This window comes from Paenibacillus illinoisensis NBRC 15959 (genome assembly GCF_004000925.1).
Classification (GTDB): Bacteria; Bacillota; Bacilli; order Paenibacillales; family Paenibacillaceae; genus Paenibacillus; species Paenibacillus illinoisensis.
Map to the genome: position 1 here is coordinate 135,863 of NZ_BIME01000009.1, position 15,985 is coordinate 151,847.

A 15,985-nucleotide genomic window follows, 5' to 3' on the forward strand; every position below is an offset into this window, starting at 1 on the left:
TTTTTGTATACTCTTAGCTTTTTTGCTTCAAGAACCATTTATGAAGAAAGTATAAACTCTGCGGAGAAAAAGTTGTATTTCGTTACAATACAGTCATGGGAGGATGAGCAGCGATGAGAGACAACGTGAACATATTGCTGGTGGAGGATGATCCGGAAATTGCCCGCATTTTGATGGACCATCTTCGGCGTGAGGGATATGGGGTGACCTGGGCTTCGAGCGGCCTGGAGAGCTGGGAAGATTTCAGGAAGGGGACCTATCAGCTGGTCCTGCTCGACCTGATGCTGCCGGAGATGGATGGGTTCACGGTATGTAAAAATATTCGGCTGATCAGCGACGTTCCGCTGCTCATGATGAGTGCACGCATCGAAGAGGAGAGCAAGGTGAGAGGTCTTGGTCTGGGCGCTGACGATTATATTACCAAGCCGTTCAGCCTGGCGGAGCTTACAGCACGCATTGAAGCCCACCTGAGCAGATATCGCAGATATCAGGGCATCAAGCCGGAAGCGACCCATCAAGCGTACAACGACGGCTTGTCAATCAACCCATTGAAACAACAGGTGCAGGTTCACGGGGAAGATGTCATGCTGACGAACAAGGAATGGGCCCTGCTCACGCTGCTCGCCTCTCATCCGGGCCGTGCATTCACCAAAGCGGAGCTGTATGAACATGTGTGGAACCAGCCAGTAGCAGGAAGCTCAGGTACGGTTACCGTGCATGTAAAAAGCCTGCGGGCCAAGCTGGGCGACGAACCACATCAACCACGCTGGATTCAGACCGTGTGGGGCAGCGGATACCGATTTATAGGAGATATAGCAGAATGAAGCTGAAGTACTGGCTGATGGTTGCTTTTCTCATTGTGATGCTGCTTCCTGTCGCTGCAGGTTGGGCACTTTTCTCCCTGTACAACTACTATAACGACCAGCGCTCCGTAGCGGAATATGTAGAGTTAGCCGGACGGCTGGCTCCTATTGAAAAGAGGTTGTCCGATCCGGACTTGTACCGTCTGCAATCTTCGGATGCCTATGCTTCGCTCTCCGGGCTGGCTAGTGATCAAGTGAACGTTGACCTCTATCTGCCTTCAGGGATCCGGGTGTATACATCCGGCGGGGATACCTGGGCTGCCGGAGCTTATACAGTCAGGGGTTCGGAGCTATATCGTGATCTGTACGACATGCAGATTCGTCATCGCACGTTTACGCTGAAAAAGCCGGTATGGGAAAAGGGTGAACTGATTGGCATTTACGAGATTACCATGCTTCGCGGAGAGTGGCTGGAGGGCATCTCGGTTCGGACAGCCTGGGTCGTTGGGTTCGCTGGTGTTTTCTTTATCCTGTTATATGGCACCGTGCTCTGGCTTCTATCCAGAAAGCTCTTCCGTCCGATGAGACATCTGATGGGCAGAATGCATGCATTTGCACGGGGGCAGGTTCCCGTGGATAACGTACCGGTACGTCGGGATGAAATGGGCATGCTGCTGGAGCAATTTGATGCAATGCAGGAGAAAGTCAAGCAGACTCAGGCAGAGGTGGAGAAGGAGCAAAAAGAGAAAGAGCTCATGGTTGCTTCGCTGTCTCATGATCTGAAGACGCCATTAATGTCCATCAGTGCCTACGCAGAGGCACTCAGTGTTGATGCTCCGCTGGAACCGTCAGAGAGACGGGACTACCGGAATGTGTTGCTTGGTAATGTGGAACGGATGAAACACATGATTGGTGAACTTGAAATGTATTCGGCGCTGGGTTCCAGTGAATTGGAGATGGCCATGGTTGAGGTGGAAGGAGAAGAGTTTTTCGATATGCTGCTTGGAAGTTACGGGGGACTAACTGAGCGTGGACAGGTTGAGGTAAGAACGGTTGTCCGCACAGACCGCCTTTACCGGCTTCATCCCGAACAACTGATGCGTCTGACAGATAATTTGATCAACAATGCACTGCGTCATACAAGCAAGAACGGTTTGATGGGTCTGGGTGTTATTGCTTCAGATCAGCCGCTGCCGGAATGGGTTATTCCAACACTGGCGTTGGAGCTGGATAAGTACAGAACGGGATCAACATTAATTCTGGTGCAAAATGAAGGGACTGCTATTCCCGAAGAACAGCTGGATCGTATTTTCGAACCCTATGTTCAACATCAGAATCAGGAAGAGAAGGCATATGCGGGCAGTTCAGGTCTCGGATTAAGCATAGCCAAACGGATTGCCATCAAGCATGGAGGTGAGATGCGCATGTGGTCGGCTGAAGGATACGGCACGCTGGCTGTATGTCGATTGCCCGAGTTGTAATGCCCTTAAACGAATGAGAGAGGATGAACGATAATGATGAAAAAAGGATGGATGATGCTCGGTACAGCGCTACTTGCGGGGTCACTGCTCGGAGGCTGCGCTGAGAAGGATCTGGTTGGCCTGTCAGGAGATGAGATGATCGAGAAGGTTGTCACTGCAGAAACGAAACCCGCTTCGTACTATGCTGAAGGTGTAATGAAAGTGTGGTCGGATGACAAATTGAGTCACACCATGCACATTAAGGAATGGGTCGACGGAGAGACCGGGCGTAAGCGCACCGAAACCGAGGAGAATGGCAATATCAGCTACGCGGTCAATAACGGAACAGACATCACCATTTACGAAAAAGAGACCGGAACGGCCTATTCGATGAACGTATCTGACACGGGACAACAGCCAGAACAGACTCAAAAACAGATGCTGGTGGATCAGCTGGAACGGTTGCGGGATTCCCATGATGTGGATATGATGGGACAGGAAGAGCTTCACGGACAGGAAGTCATTCACATCAAGCTGATGCCGAAAGAGGATGGTACCTTATCCCTTTCTTCCGAATATTGGGTTGACCCCAAAACGTGGATGATTGTTAAAGTCATTAGCACATATGGTGATGAAAAGTCAGAAATGATCTATGATCCGATTCAATATGATCCTGAATTTTCGGAGGATACGTTCGTAATCGACATTCCCGAAGAAGTGGAAGTGAAAGATCTGAACGATCTGAGCCAGAGTTCGGAAGTGAGTCTGGAAGAAGCCGAACAAGCGTTGGGCCAACCCTTTTTACAGGATATGAGCGGTGAGCTTGAGCTGTCTCGAATGGAGATGTTTTCATCAAGCGGAGAGTTCGGCAGGGATGAAGTGACCTTGTATTACGTCAACAACGACAAGGTTGAAGTGAGTCTGTCCATATTCAAGGCGCCGGATGAAAATGTGGATGATACACTGCTGCCTGATGAGTCCAAGGTGGAGGTTCGGGATACCGAGGGTTCGTATATGAAGAGCATACGGAACATATCATGGACTGAAAATGGGCTGCGTTACTCCATCATGGGTGAGAACGAGGAATGGACGAAGGAGAAGCTTCAGGCTTGGGCGAAGAATCTGAAGCTTCCTAATCAGCCTTAATTTTGAATGGTAGGAGAGTGTGAGTCACGCAATGGATTACACAGAGGTTAACAACGGAGAACTGCGACGTCTCCACCCCAAAGCCAAACAAGCTACAGCCCTGACGGCCCTTATGGTCAATGGGCTGTTGACTCTTTTGGCTGCTGGATATCTGATGATCGCATGGGTTAGAGACTGGGTGCTGTGGCCGGGCTGGATTGGATTAGGGCTTTTTATCATTTCACTGATCTGGTACACCTGGATTCTGCCGGGATTGCGACACCGACACTTTAGTTTTCGGGTGGCTGAGGATGAAGTGGAGATCCATTCCGGCTGGTTATGGCATACGGATACGATTGTGCCGATGACGCGTGTACAGCAGGTGGAACTGGAGAGCGGTCCGCTGCTGCGAAAGTATGGACTTGCCAAGGTCAGCATCGTTACTGCGGCAGCCACACTCCATATCGCCGGACTGGAAAGAGAGGAAGCAGAGCAATTGAAGCGTAATATCGGACATCTGGCGAAGGTGGAAGATCCCGATGAATGAACCAAAGCATCTACATAAGCTGTACATGTTATTTCCCTTTTTTAGCGTAATGAAGTCCATCATTCCCATCCTCGTTCTACTCGTCATCAAAGGCGTGAACTGGAGCAAGTTTCCCTGGTATGGTTATGCTGCTGCCATTGTTCTATTTACGCTTCCTTTTATTTTGTACGGGTGGTTTAAATGGCGTAAATTCAGCTACACGCTTCAGGATGATCGGATTGTGCTGCGTCAGGGCATATTTGTCAGGGAGGAGAAATCGATCTATTTCAGCCGTATTCACTCCATCCAGACACAGCAGCCTCTGATTCAGCGCTTGCTCCGGCTGGCACAGCTCAAGATTGAGACGCCAGGCGGCAGTAAAGAGGCCGATGGTGTATTACCCGCTCTTGCCGTTGCGGAGGCCGAGCGGGTAGAGCAGTGGTTATATCAGAAGCGGAATGAGGCTGTGAAGAAAGCGGAAGCACCTCTCTCAGCTGAACATGCTGAAGATCTTAACTCAGATGAAGAGGGAGAATCTCCTGAGCAAAAGGAGAAACACATCAAGGCATCGGCTCCGCTTATTCAGCCGGAACGGGAGGTTCTGCTGCGGCTGTCAGCCGGAAGACTGTTTGCCGGAGCGCTGACCACGATGAATCTGCCGCTCGTTGTCGTATTCGGTACTGGGGTTTATTCCTTCGCGGATGACCTGCTCCCTGCGCACTTCTACAGCAGCTTGGTTGAGCGGGCTGGACAGCTGCCAGCGATCTGGTGGCTCGGACTGGTTCCTGTCATGTTTTTGCTGGCTTGGATCTTGTCTGCTGTCCTGTTCACGATAAAGTATGCCGGATTCACGGTGGAGCAGGAAGGCGGTAATATTACGATTGTTTCCGGATTGCTCGACCGAAAGAAGCATGTGTTCTCACCAGGGAAGGTCCAGGCGGTGGAGATCAGGGAGGGACTGCTGCGACAGCCGTTTGGTTATGCCGAGGTGGAGATTTTCGTTTTGACTTCAGAGACGGAGAAAAAAATGATGCTTCATCCGCTGCTGCCGCTCCGCGATGTCAATGAGCTGCTTGCCCGAATTGTACCGCAATTCGTCATGCAGCCACCTGCTAACAGACCCCCGGACCGAGCTCGCTGGTTATTCCTGCGCTGGAAACTGCTTGGTGCAGCCCTGCTGGGAACAGCGGGGACGGTGTTTCTGGGCCCGATGGGTGCATTTCTATTTCTCCTTATTCCCTTATGTGCCGTTTGGGGATACGGGTGCTTCAAGGATGAAGGGCTGAGCATTCAGGGCAAGCTGTTAACCCTTCGCCACCGGGCCATCTCCCGCAGAACAGCGCTGATGCGCCGGCCTCATGTGGTCACAGTGGATACTGTGGCTACCCGAAGACAGCGAAGCAAGTCCTTGTTATCCGTTCGGGCGAGGCTGATGGTGAATCGGGGCGGCTTCAAAGCCATATTCATGGAATATGGCCAGGCTAATGCCGTAAAGGAATGGTTTCGGCAGGCTTCGAATTTGACCCAAAAATGATATAGAAAAGCAACTTGGATTAAACCGACTTGAGACTGCCCGATTAACGGCAGTCTTTTTGGTACGGGAAGCCTTGCGAAACATGATGATCGACGCCGGGCATCGTCCATTTTTTTACTGCGAAAAAGGATCAAATAGGAGATAATACAATTATTGGGTTTTAATTCAGTGCTTCTTAAAATTCATGAATGAACCTGGGAGGGATCTGATGGATGAGCAATGATCGAGATCAGGAGAAAGGGAAGGGCACCCAGTCAGGGGGATGGAAACATGCTGGTTTGCTCCTGGGCGGAGTAGGCATATCCAACCTGGGGGATTTCATCTACATTGTAGCCATTAATTTGATGGTGCTTAACATGACACAGTCCCCGGCGGCAGTTGCAGGCTTGTGGATTATCTCGCCGATTGCCTCGGTATGCACCAAGTTCTGGTCAGGCAGTCTGATTGACCGCTACGACCAGCGGCAGCTGATGATTGGGGCGGATGTGGTGAGAGCTGTGCTCGTGGCATTGCTTCCGCTGATGCCCAGTCTATGGATGATGTACGGCATCATTTTTCTTGTCAGCATGTCCTCATCCATATTCGTACCTTCTTCGCAGGTGTACATCACCCGGCTGGTTCCTGCTGAGCGGCGCAAGCGATTCAATTCCCTGCAGGCAATGATCAGTTCTGGTGCTTTTATTACAGGCCCAGCCATAGCCGGAGTCATGTTGATTTATCTGTCACCTGCAGCGGCGATCTATGCCAATGCAGCTTCCTTTGTGGTGTCGGCGCTCATCCTGATGTTACTGCCAAGGCTGGGCACTGGAGAGCAGAGCAGCGGTAGGACAAGGCTAACCCCTCGCCTGATTGCCCAGGATTGGCGAGCCGTAATGCTATTCAGTCGCCAAGCAGGATATGTGGTGGGCATCTATGCCTTGTTCCAGATTATTCTTGTTATTGGCATGTCGCTGGATGCACAGGAAGTGGTGTTTATCCGTCAAGTCATGAACCTGTCCGAGTCACAGTATGGTGCGTTGATGAGTGTTACTGGAGCTGGATACATGGCGGGTTCTCTGCTGGTTTGGTTGTTCGCCAAACACTTGTCCATCCGTCACATGATGGGCGGAGGCGTGCTCTTGGTTGCGCTTGGTTATTTCTTGTTCGCTCGTTCGTTTTCGTTCGAACTTGCCGCATTCGCCTTTATTCTGCTTGGGTTGTGTTCGGCGCCGGCAAACACGGGACTGGTCACCTTTTATCAGAATAATATACCGGTAGACTTGATGGGGCGAATGAGCAGCGTACTTGGACTCATGCTGAGTGCATTGCAGGTCATTTCGATTTTGGTCATGGGTGTAGTTGCCGAAGTGATCTCTCTTCGAACGGTATATACGGTCGTTTCGGCAGTTCTGATGCTGGGTTCCCTTCTGTTATGGCTTACGAGCTGGCTTCCTTCAAGACAGTCATATTATAAGGATCACAGCTCTTCCTCAAAATCTCTACATAGCTAGTCTATATCCTATTGAAAACTGAACGATTCCGTGGAAAGCTGCATATAATATTAGAGGAATTTTGCCAAGATGATAATGATGCGTTACTTTTGTTGACATTACGTGTGTTGCATATTAATCTGTTATATGAATGATCAATCTCACAAGGACAACGTTTGATATGTGTTCATGCGAATATATACGATACAGCGGATGAGAACGAGCGGGAGAGACCTGGGCAGGCCATTGGTTTCAGTAGGCTGCCAGGCACCGAAGGAGCAAGCCGCTGCGCACCCGGCGCAGGTGGTTAATCTCTCAGGTAAATGTACCATCGTTGGACGCAACTCTGGAGAGTGCGCGAATGCGCCACCCAAGGGGTATATGATGAGAAGGGTACCCCATGGGGCGGCCTCTGATCATGAAACTCTCAGGTAACGAGGACAGAGAGAGGGCCTAAGGCCTTCTACTGTCCTTTTTTGATGTCATCATTCAGTAATGAAGGAACATTATGGTGCGTGTCTGGATGGATATGACGATATGGAGGGGTGCAGGATGCGATTTAAAGATGTTTTTTCAATTATTGGTCCGTCGATGACGGGCCCTTCAAGTTCACATACAGCTGGGGCAGCGAGATTGGGAAGAATTGCAAGGCAGTGGCTGGGGTGTACGCCTGAACGTGCCAGGCTGACACTGTACGGCTCATTTGCCGATACGTATCAAGGTCACGGTACAGATCTGGCGTTAATTGGTGGTTTGCTTGACTATGTCACGGATGATCCGCGGATACCGGACGCCGAGGCGTATGCCGAACAAGCGGGTATGGAGGTTGAGTTCTATACAAGTGGACTGCCTGCTCCGCATCCGAATACGGTCAAGATCGAGCTGTGGCACGGTGAGCGTCAATGTTCACTCGTTGGTGCTTCGATTGGCGGCGGCAGTGTGTCGGTGCATGCGCTCAATGATTTCCGGGTACAGATCAGCGGGGAATTCCCTACACTCGTTCTGCGCCATGCGGACAAGGCAGGGGTGCTTGCTTCCGTGACGTCTACGATCAGCTCCTCAGGGGTTAACATCGGTTATATGCAGGTAGACCGAAAAGCCCGGGATGGCGAAGCACTAACAGCGATGGAAATGGACGGAGCACCAAGTGCCGAGATGTTGGAACGGTTGCGGTCACTGGATCATGTGCTAGATATTCGCGTCATTGATTTGAAGAGAGGGGTTGATCCGGATGCGGTTTAAGCACTTGCATGAGCTGAATACGATCTGTACGGCTGAATCCAAAACCATTGCCCGGCTAATGATCGAGGAGCAGGTCCAGGAGACCAATACGCCGGAAGCGGACGTTGTGCGGCAGATGTCGGAATATTATCAGGTGATGAAAGAGGCTGTACGCAAAGGACTGACGGAGGACACCACTTCGCGCAGTGGCTTGACCGGCGGAGACGGCAAAAAGATGGCCGAATATATTCGCCAGGGCGAAACCTGCTCGGGGGACGCTTCCGCACTGGCAATGGCCTATGCGCTGTGTGTATCTGAAGTCAACGCATCCATGGGCCGGATTGTGGCTACGCCGACAGCGGGTTCTTGCGGGATTATCCCCGGTGTATTCATCAGCTCCCAGGAGCGATTCGGATGGAGTGATGAGCATCTGGTGAACGGCTTATTCTGTGCAGGTGCAATTGGATATGTCATCGCCAATAACTCGTTTATTTCTGGTGCAGAGGGTGGCTGTCAGGCAGAAGTCGGTTCGGCGATCGGCATGGCTGCCGGTGCAATGGTGGAGCTGCGTGGGGGGACGCCGGAGCAGGTCGTTCATGCCGTAGGTCTCGCGTTAAAAAATACACTGGGCCTCATCTGCGATCCGGTCGCAGGGCTTGTTGAAATTCCATGCATCGTCCGCAACGGACTCGGTGCGGTAACGGCACTGGCTGCAGCCGATATGGCGCTGGCCGGGGTAAGAAGTGCTATTCCATCGGATGAAGTCATTGATGTCATGCTGGAAGTGGGAAGTGCGATGCCGAGCAGACACCGCGAGACAGCGCAGGGCGGGTTGGCCCAGACGCCAACGGGCCGGAAAATGATGGAGAAGCTGGCGAAACCCAAAGCGAAGCGTGCGGAACCTGAAGCTGAGTCCGAACCACAGAGCACAACCGATATTTCGAAAGAGCAGGCATAGAACGAAGCCCATAGGACAGGATTAATTATACAGGAGACAAAATGGAGAAAAGCGTCCACTGGCCTTTACAGGTCATGCTGGACGCCTTTTTTTTATTTGATGAGAAAGAGCCTCAGCCTAACTCCGGGCTTTACAGGAGAAAGCTCTTGTAATCTACGACGATGAGAAATAAATATTTACCGTTTATCCCTGACTGATATCTGTACTTAACACAGCATAACCGTATGCTGGCAGTTCAACAGCGAGAACATCGCCGTCCTTAGCTGTGCGGTGGTTACCGTCCAACAATTCGGTCCATTCGCCCGCGCCACCCTCGAATTCAATGATCGCCGTTTCCTCCGAACGATTGAACAGAACGAGAATGCGTTCATCCTCACTCTGCCGTTCGAGAACGAGCTGGCTGCCTTCAGGACGGGCTTGCAGGAATCGAACATGACCTTCTGCACGTAGAGCGGGATGGGCATGGCGAAGGGCGATAAGCTGCTGATAAAAGGTGAACAACTCACGGTCCTGCTTCGCCTCGTCCCATTCCATGCATTTCCGGCAGCCCGGATCATGGTCGCCATCCAGCCCGATCTCGTCTCCGTAATAGATGCACGGCGTGCCCAGATAGGTGAACTGGAACAATGCTGCCAGTTTCATCTTGCGCTGATCGCCTTCACACAGTGTCAGCAGCCTTGGCGTATCATGGCTATCCAGCAGGTTGAATGCCACTTCGCTGGCTTGCAGCGGATAACGTGACAGCTGCCGTCCAATGGAATTCGCGAATGTCTCGGCATTCATTTTATTTTTGACAAAGAAACTATTCACGGCATCGGTAAACGGATAGTTCATGGAAGCATCGAACTGATCACCTTGCAGCCAGGCCGAGGATTCGTTCCAGATTTCTCCGAGAATATACGCCTCTGGATTCGCAGCCTTGACCACCCGGCGGAAATCGCGCCAGAACGCATCATCCACTTCGTCCGCAACGTCCAGCCGCCAGCCGTCCATGCCCACTTCCTTGATCCAATACTCGGCTACCTTCAGCAGGTAGTCCTTCACCTCCGGATTTTCCGTGTTCAGCTTCGGCATGTGAGGCTCAAATCCAAAGGTCTCATACGTAGGTATGCCATCCTTCACATCCAGCGGGAATTCATGAACATGGAACCAATCCTTGTATTTGGACTTCTCCCCGTTTTCCTGTACGTCTACAAATGGGGCAAACGTCTTCCCGGAATGATTGAACACCGCATCGAGAAGCACCCGAATACCGCGTTCATGACACAGTTTGACCAATCGTTTCACGGTGTCTGCATCACCGAAATGCCGATCTACCCGGAGGTAATCCTCGGTATCATATTTATGATTGGTGGTTGCTTCGAAGATGGGGGTAAAATAAATGGCATTAATGCCTAGCTCACTGAGGTAGTCCAGATGATCCATTACACCCTGGAGGTCGCCTCCAAAGAAGTTGGACGGTGTAGGCTCACCGCCCCATGGCTCAACATTCTCTGGATTCAGATCCGGATTGCCGTTGGCAAACCGCTCGGGGAAGATCTGATAGAAAACTGCATCCTTGACCCACTCAGGCGGCGTAAAGACCGCACCCGAATGAATATAGGGGAACTGAAACATCTGCCCCGGATCGTCCGGTTCGTCTTCATGGAAACCCGTTTCCGACATCCAGATCTGCTCGTCTCCGCTTTTGAGCAAAAAGGAGTATTTCAGACGATGGTACGGAGGCTTTATTTCACCCTCATAGTAGTCGAACATGGAGTCTGAGGTGAACTTGGTTAAAGAGATCTGCTTTTTGGTATTTTCCCATGCGTATTTGTCGCCAGTCATGGCGTATACCTCGGTGAGATCATTCTTTTTGGCACGCAGGCGCAGGCGAACAGTATCCTTATCGTAGGCATATGCCCAGTTCCGTTTGGGTTGATGATAGATGGCTTCCAGCAGCATGTTAAAACTCCTCCCGTCTATTCACTTCATATGTACTTCATGGACATCAGGCATGGCATTTCTGTAGCTGAAGATTAAGGTATAATAACTAATGAAAGTAACGGAGTAGTCCCTTTAGATGGTGCTTCGTTCATACATACAGCTTACTCCAATATGTTCAGATATATAATTAACCCAAAGGGTGCAGAAAGGAAACGAATTTACGCATGAAAACAAAACTGCTATACATTGAGGACGATACAGAAATCGCGACATGGGTCAGAGCGGATCTGGAGGAGCGTGGCTATGAGGTCATATGGCTGGGAAGCGGAGAGGGTGCAGCTGAAGCTGCCGGGGGCTGCTCGCTGATTATTTTGGATGTCATGCTGCCGGGACTGGATGGATTTACGGTAGGACAGCGGCTGAAAAAGGAACATCCTTCTGTGCCCATCGTCATGCTCTCGGCCAGAACATCCATCGATGACAAGCTGCATGGGCTTGATTTTGCCGATGATTATGTAACCAAGCCGTTTCACCCCGATGAGCTCGCTGCACGTATTGAAGTACAGCTGCGCAAGGCAGGGACCACCGTTTCCTCCGATGCTGCCTTGAAGCTGGATCACCTGTCCATCTATGAGAAGGACAATCGGATCGTCAATGAGGAGACGGGGGAGGAGATTATTTTATCGGGAAAACAATTTCACATCTTCGCGTACCTGCTCAGGCATATGGGCATGATCCGTACGAAAGAACAGATTTATGAGGCTGTCTGGAATGAGCCTTATCTGGACGGGGATAAGACATTAATGGTACATATTCGCCATCTGCGCGAGAAGCTTGAACGGGATCCGGCCAATCCGTCGGTCATTCAAACCGTACGCGGGGTTGGATACCGTGTGAAGAAACCATGATCAGACGGTTCAGAAAGCAAGAGAAACCGAAAGATCAGAGCGAAGGGGAAAATACCGGGAAACGTAAGTTTCGATTTGGCCAATCACTCATGTCCCGTTATATGATTCTGATCTTGTGTGCCGTTTTATTTGTTCCCGTCGTACTTCCCATCACCTCCATCGTATATGTGGTGATTGTGAATAACATGGGTAAGAGCAGTAATACTGCTCCTTATGGTGACGTTACGCACATAAGCAATCTCTGGTCCAATGAATCGAAGAAGCTGGGTCAGGCAACGCCTGCTATGATAGACAATCGCATGAAGCAGTTGCATGCGCGGTATCCCAAATCTTCAGTGTACAGAGTGGATGAGAATGGGAAAACTGCTTTTATACTTGGAGGTGAAGGCGTAGAAGTAGTTGAAACTCCGGCAAATGGCTCAACCCTGACTACTCTGAAATGGCCGCTGGATGATCAGAAAAAGGTCGAAACCCGCATTCCCGCAGTATGGGATGCATCCTACACGCTGGCATTCATGAAGGAAGCCGTCTATCGTGACCCGTTAACCGTCGTTTCATTTATAGGTGGAGGCAATGAGGACAAGGGAAAAGGCTTCATGGTCATTGAAGTGCCGAGATATCTGCTGCAAAAATCCCAGAGCAACTGGCCGATGGAGCTCCTGTATCTTGGTTTGCTGATGACGATTATTTTTCTGTTCTTCATTGTGATGTCGATTCTGTTCTTCGCGCGGATTCGTAAACGGTTGATCCGTCTGCAGACAGCCATGATTACGCCAGGTAAGGAAGGCATACCGCTTCCAGTTGATATTCGCAGATCGGACGAGATCGGTCAGCTGGAAGACTCCTTCAATCAGATGGTGTATCAGTTGACCGAAAGCCGTCACAGGGAACGTGAGGAGGAACAATTCCGCAAACGTCTCATTGCAGGACTCTCTCATGATTTGCGGACGCCACTAACGGTCATTCGTGGGCATATGCATACTCTTCACAAGGAAGCACTCAGCGATAAGGGCATCAGTTCATTGTCACGCATGGAGTCCAAGATGGATGATCTAAGTGGACTTATTGATAACATGTTATCGTACAATCTGCTTGCGAGTGGTAAGTACACGCTGAAGCTCGAAGAGAAAGATGTTTTCCGGATCGTCAGGGAAACGGCTGCCGCATGGTATCCTGTATGGGAGAAAGAGCAGTTCGACATCGATATTGACCTGCCGGATGAGCCGCTGATCTGGCTCGTAGATGAACAGGGCATGCGACGTATTCTGGATAACCTGTTTCAGAACGTGGTTCGGTATGCAGGAGACGGAAAATACATTGGCATATCCACTGAACGAATTCACGACAGAACAGCTCTGGTTATTCGGGATAAGGGGCCTGGGATGCAGCATGAAATAGGAGCAAAAGGTACAGGTCTCGGGCTGTCCATTGTGGATCTGCTCGTTCGCGAGATGGGTCTGCGCAAGAAGGTGGACAGCTCGCCGGAGGGCGTAAGAATATTTATCTACTGACTTGAATTGGTGGGGTAGAACCCCGATTTAAACTAATCTTAAACTTCAGATCACTTTAGATTTAACCTTGGGCGGTTACGATGATATCCGAGGTGATCAAACAGTGAGTGATAACATTATTCAAACGGCTAACTTATGGAAAACATATCGCAATCGTGCGGCGGTTCGCGAATTGGATCTGCATATTAAGAAAGGGGATATCTACGGTTTCCTGGGGCCTAACGGTGCGGGTAAAACAACAACCATCCGCATGCTGCTGGGCTTGATCAAACCGACAAAAGGCGTCATTCGTGTCTTCGACAAAGACATTCGGAAGGATCGCATGGATATCCTGAGCCGTGTAGGGTCGCTCGTGGAGTACCCATCCTACTACGGCCATCTGAATGCGGTGGAGAATCTGGAGGCATTGCGCCGGATCCTGAACGTGCCCAAATCGAGAATTGCCGAGGTCCTGTCCATTGTCGACCTGACGAGGGATGCGAAACGCTCGGTTAAAGGATATTCGCTTGGAATGAAGCAGAGGCTCGGAATAGCAAGTGCCTTGCTGGGCCAGCCGGAACTGCTGATATTGGATGAACCTACGAATGGGCTGGATCCGGCCGGTATTCAGGAGATCCGGGAGTTAATTAAGCGCATGCCGCTGGAACACGGGATTACGGTATTGGTATCAAGTCACTTGCTCAGTGAAGTGGAGCAGATGGCCAGCCGGGTTGGGATTATTCGCGAAGGCAAAATGGTCCTTCAGGATACCATTGCGAATTTGCACAGCCAGACAGGCAGCTCCATCCGATTGACCGTCTCCGAGCCGGAGGAAGCGATGAAGCTGGCGAGAGAACAAGGTCAATTCGGTCAGCGTCAAGGGTCTGAGCTTACATTCCCATACATGGACAACAGTGCGATTGCGCTGCTGGTGCGCAGACTGGTTGAGCAAGATCACGCCATTTACCGGGTGGAGGAGCACCGTCAGTCGCTCGAAGACCTTTTCATGCGGGTCATTGGTGAGGGGGCAATGGTATGACGGGACGTGCACTATCGTCAGACTGGCTCAAAATTCGTGGCAAAGGGATCTGGTTTCTTGTTTTTCTTGCACCCATTGGACTTACGTTAATGCAGGCGCTGAATTTCGGATTGCGTCTGGATTATCTAAAAGGAGTATTTGGCGATGACATGTGGAACGGGCTTTTGGAAAATGTGGTTGTTTTTGTGCCGCTTGCATTGATGCTGGGTGCAACAATCCTGAGCTCCATGATCGCCAATGTTGAGCATGAGCAAGGTTCCTGGAAGCAGCTTCTGGCCATGCCGATTCCGAGGCCGGCGGTGTATCTGGCCAAATTCCTTTTGGCGTGTGTGCTGCTTATCATCTCTTGTCTGCTCCTAACAGCCGGAATCGTCATTCTGGGTCTGGTGTTCGGCTTTGGCGCGGGAGAAATCCCGTGGGGGCAGGCAATCAAGCTGGGACTGCTTCCACTGGCTGGGGCACTTCCCGTGTTGTCAATTGAGCTGTGGCTCACCATGATCGCCAAAAATCAGGCGCTTCCGGTTACCCTTGGTATTGTGCTTGCCATCACAGGCATGTTCTCCCTTAGTATCTCACCAAGCTTCCCGCTTGCATGGGCGCAGATGGCATGGAATGGACCGAATCCATTCATGTACGCAGGGATGGGATTGGCTGTGGGACTCCTGATTATGCTGCTTGGCATGATGCATTTCAGCAGGAAGGATGTGGCCTAGGATGAACTTTGCTACGACCTATTTCCGGATTCTGTCCGCCGAGCGGCTGAAGATGGGCAAGTCTCCCATATGGCTTCTGATTCTGCTGAGTCCATTGATAGCTCTGCTTATCGGGCTGCTCAGCGAGCCATCCGGTCAGTGGGAAACCCTTATGAGCACGATGGTCTTTTTGCACGGAATGCTGCTCATGCCGATCCTGACAGGGGTATTCACCTCGTTTGTCTGCCGCTTTGAACATGCTGGCGGGGGATGGAAGCAAATGCTGGTGCTGCCGCTTACCCGGACAGGCGTTTATGCAGGCAAGCTGACGATCGTCATTTTACTGCTGCTTTGCACCCAAGTGTTACTGCTGGGATCCATTCTGCTGGCCGGATTTATTCAGGGTCTAACCGAGCCCATACCCTGGGCATGGATTGGGGGCAAATTGCTGCTGGGCCTGTTCGCCTGCCTGCCCCTTGCCGGTTTGCAAATGTTGGTTTCCCTGATCTGGAGCAGCTTCGCAGCACCACTCGCTCTGAATTTCGCCTTGACTGTACCGAACATCTTGATTGTGAACTCGGCGACATTCGGTCCATTCTATCCTTGGGCTCAGCCGATGCTGCTGATGACAGAGGCGGAAGGCGGAGGATTCGGAGCCTACAATGTACCGCTGGGTACGCTCCTTGCAGTAGTTGGAGGGAGTGCAGTGCTGTTTATTTTGATCGGAGTTTTGTATTTTAGAAAAAAAGAAATCTAGGATTGCACGATGTTAAAAACAGATCTTCATTAAAACAAGATCCCCCAAGACCGTCCACTGAGCAAGGATGATGCGCG

Annotated in this window: 14 protein-coding genes and 2 riboswitches; of the genes, 13 read left to right on the plus strand and 1 reads right to left on the minus strand. The window is 50.9% G+C overall.

The window, feature by feature from the left end; translation table 11 throughout:
* The first annotated feature begins 113 nt into the window (after positions 1-113).
* The 8 genes from PIL01S_RS20675 to sdaAA all read left to right on the plus strand — a co-directional run bounded on the left by PIL01S_RS20675 (position 114) and on the right by sdaAA (position 9,096).
* Entirely contained in the window at positions 114-824 is a 711-nt protein-coding gene (locus PIL01S_RS20675; protein WP_127539153.1) for a response regulator transcription factor, read from the plus strand.
* Entirely contained in the window at positions 821-2,284 is a 1,464-nt protein-coding gene (locus PIL01S_RS20680) for a sensor histidine kinase (protein ID WP_127539154.1), read from the plus strand. The genes PIL01S_RS20675 and PIL01S_RS20680 overlap by 4 nt, the downstream gene beginning before the upstream one ends.
* A 33-nt stretch (positions 2,285-2,317) precedes the next feature.
* The gene (locus PIL01S_RS20685; RefSeq protein WP_127539155.1) at positions 2,318-3,409 is read left to right on the plus strand and encodes a LolA family protein; all 1,092 of its coding nucleotides are present in this window, start codon (positions 2,318-2,320) and stop codon (positions 3,407-3,409) included.
* 31 nt (positions 3,410-3,440) lie between these two features.
* Positions 3,441-3,935, plus strand: coding sequence for a PH domain-containing protein (locus tag PIL01S_RS20690; RefSeq protein WP_127539156.1), 495 nt, complete (start codon positions 3,441-3,443; stop codon positions 3,933-3,935).
* Complete coding sequence (locus tag PIL01S_RS20695; RefSeq protein ID WP_127539157.1) at positions 3,928-5,448, plus strand: PH domain-containing protein; 1,521 nt, start codon at positions 3,928-3,930, stop codon at positions 5,446-5,448. The genes PIL01S_RS20690 and PIL01S_RS20695 overlap by 8 nt, the downstream gene beginning before the upstream one ends.
* 212 nt (positions 5,449-5,660) lie before the next feature.
* Positions 5,661-6,938: an MFS transporter gene (locus tag PIL01S_RS20700; RefSeq protein ID WP_127539158.1), complete on the plus strand. Its 1,278-nt coding sequence runs from the start codon at positions 5,661-5,663 to the stop codon at positions 6,936-6,938.
* A 193-nt stretch (positions 6,939-7,131) separates the two neighbouring features.
* Positions 7,132-7,257, plus strand: a riboswitch (glycine riboswitch).
* A gap of 4 nt (positions 7,258-7,261) precedes the next feature.
* A riboswitch (glycine riboswitch) is annotated at positions 7,262-7,363 on the plus strand.
* Between the two features lie 106 nt (positions 7,364-7,469).
* A complete protein-coding gene (gene sdaAB / locus PIL01S_RS20705) occupies positions 7,470-8,159 on the plus strand; it encodes an L-serine ammonia-lyase, iron-sulfur-dependent subunit beta (protein ID WP_127539159.1) in 690 nt (229 codons plus the stop codon).
* Positions 8,149-9,096, plus strand: coding sequence for an L-serine ammonia-lyase, iron-sulfur-dependent, subunit alpha (gene sdaAA / locus PIL01S_RS20710; protein WP_127539160.1), 948 nt, complete (start codon positions 8,149-8,151; stop codon positions 9,094-9,096). Before sdaAB ends, sdaAA begins: the two co-directional genes overlap by 11 nt.
* Positions 9,097-9,279: 183 nt before the next feature.
* Here the strand turns inward: sdaAA and PIL01S_RS20715 are convergent, their stop codons facing one another.
* Positions 9,280-11,040, minus strand: a complete 1,761-nt coding sequence (locus PIL01S_RS20715) for an alpha-glycosidase (protein ID WP_127539161.1) — start codon at positions 11,038-11,040, stop codon at positions 9,280-9,282.
* Positions 11,041-11,246: 206 nt separating this feature from the next.
* Between PIL01S_RS20715 and PIL01S_RS20720 the strand changes: the two genes are divergently transcribed.
* The 5 genes from PIL01S_RS20720 (at position 11,247) to PIL01S_RS20740 (ending at position 15,908) form a co-directional block, all read left to right on the plus strand.
* On the plus strand, positions 11,247-11,930 hold the full coding sequence (locus tag PIL01S_RS20720; protein WP_095291732.1) for a response regulator transcription factor: 684 nt from the start codon (positions 11,247-11,249) through the stop codon (positions 11,928-11,930).
* Positions 11,927-13,441, plus strand: a complete 1,515-nt coding sequence (locus PIL01S_RS20725; protein WP_127539162.1) for a HAMP domain-containing sensor histidine kinase — start codon at positions 11,927-11,929, stop codon at positions 13,439-13,441. Before PIL01S_RS20720 ends, PIL01S_RS20725 begins: the two co-directional genes overlap by 4 nt.
* A 103-nt stretch (positions 13,442-13,544) precedes the next feature.
* Positions 13,545-14,459, plus strand: coding sequence for an ABC transporter ATP-binding protein (locus PIL01S_RS20730; protein WP_127539163.1), 915 nt, complete (start codon positions 13,545-13,547; stop codon positions 14,457-14,459).
* Complete coding sequence (locus PIL01S_RS20735) at positions 14,456-15,172, plus strand: ABC transporter permease (protein ID WP_127539164.1); 717 nt, start codon at positions 14,456-14,458, stop codon at positions 15,170-15,172. Before PIL01S_RS20730 ends, PIL01S_RS20735 begins: the two co-directional genes overlap by 4 nt.
* Before the next feature lies 1 nt (position 15,173).
* Positions 15,174-15,908, plus strand: coding sequence for an ABC transporter permease (locus tag PIL01S_RS20740; RefSeq protein WP_127539165.1), 735 nt, complete (start codon positions 15,174-15,176; stop codon positions 15,906-15,908).
* Positions 15,909-15,985 lie beyond the last annotated feature (77 nt).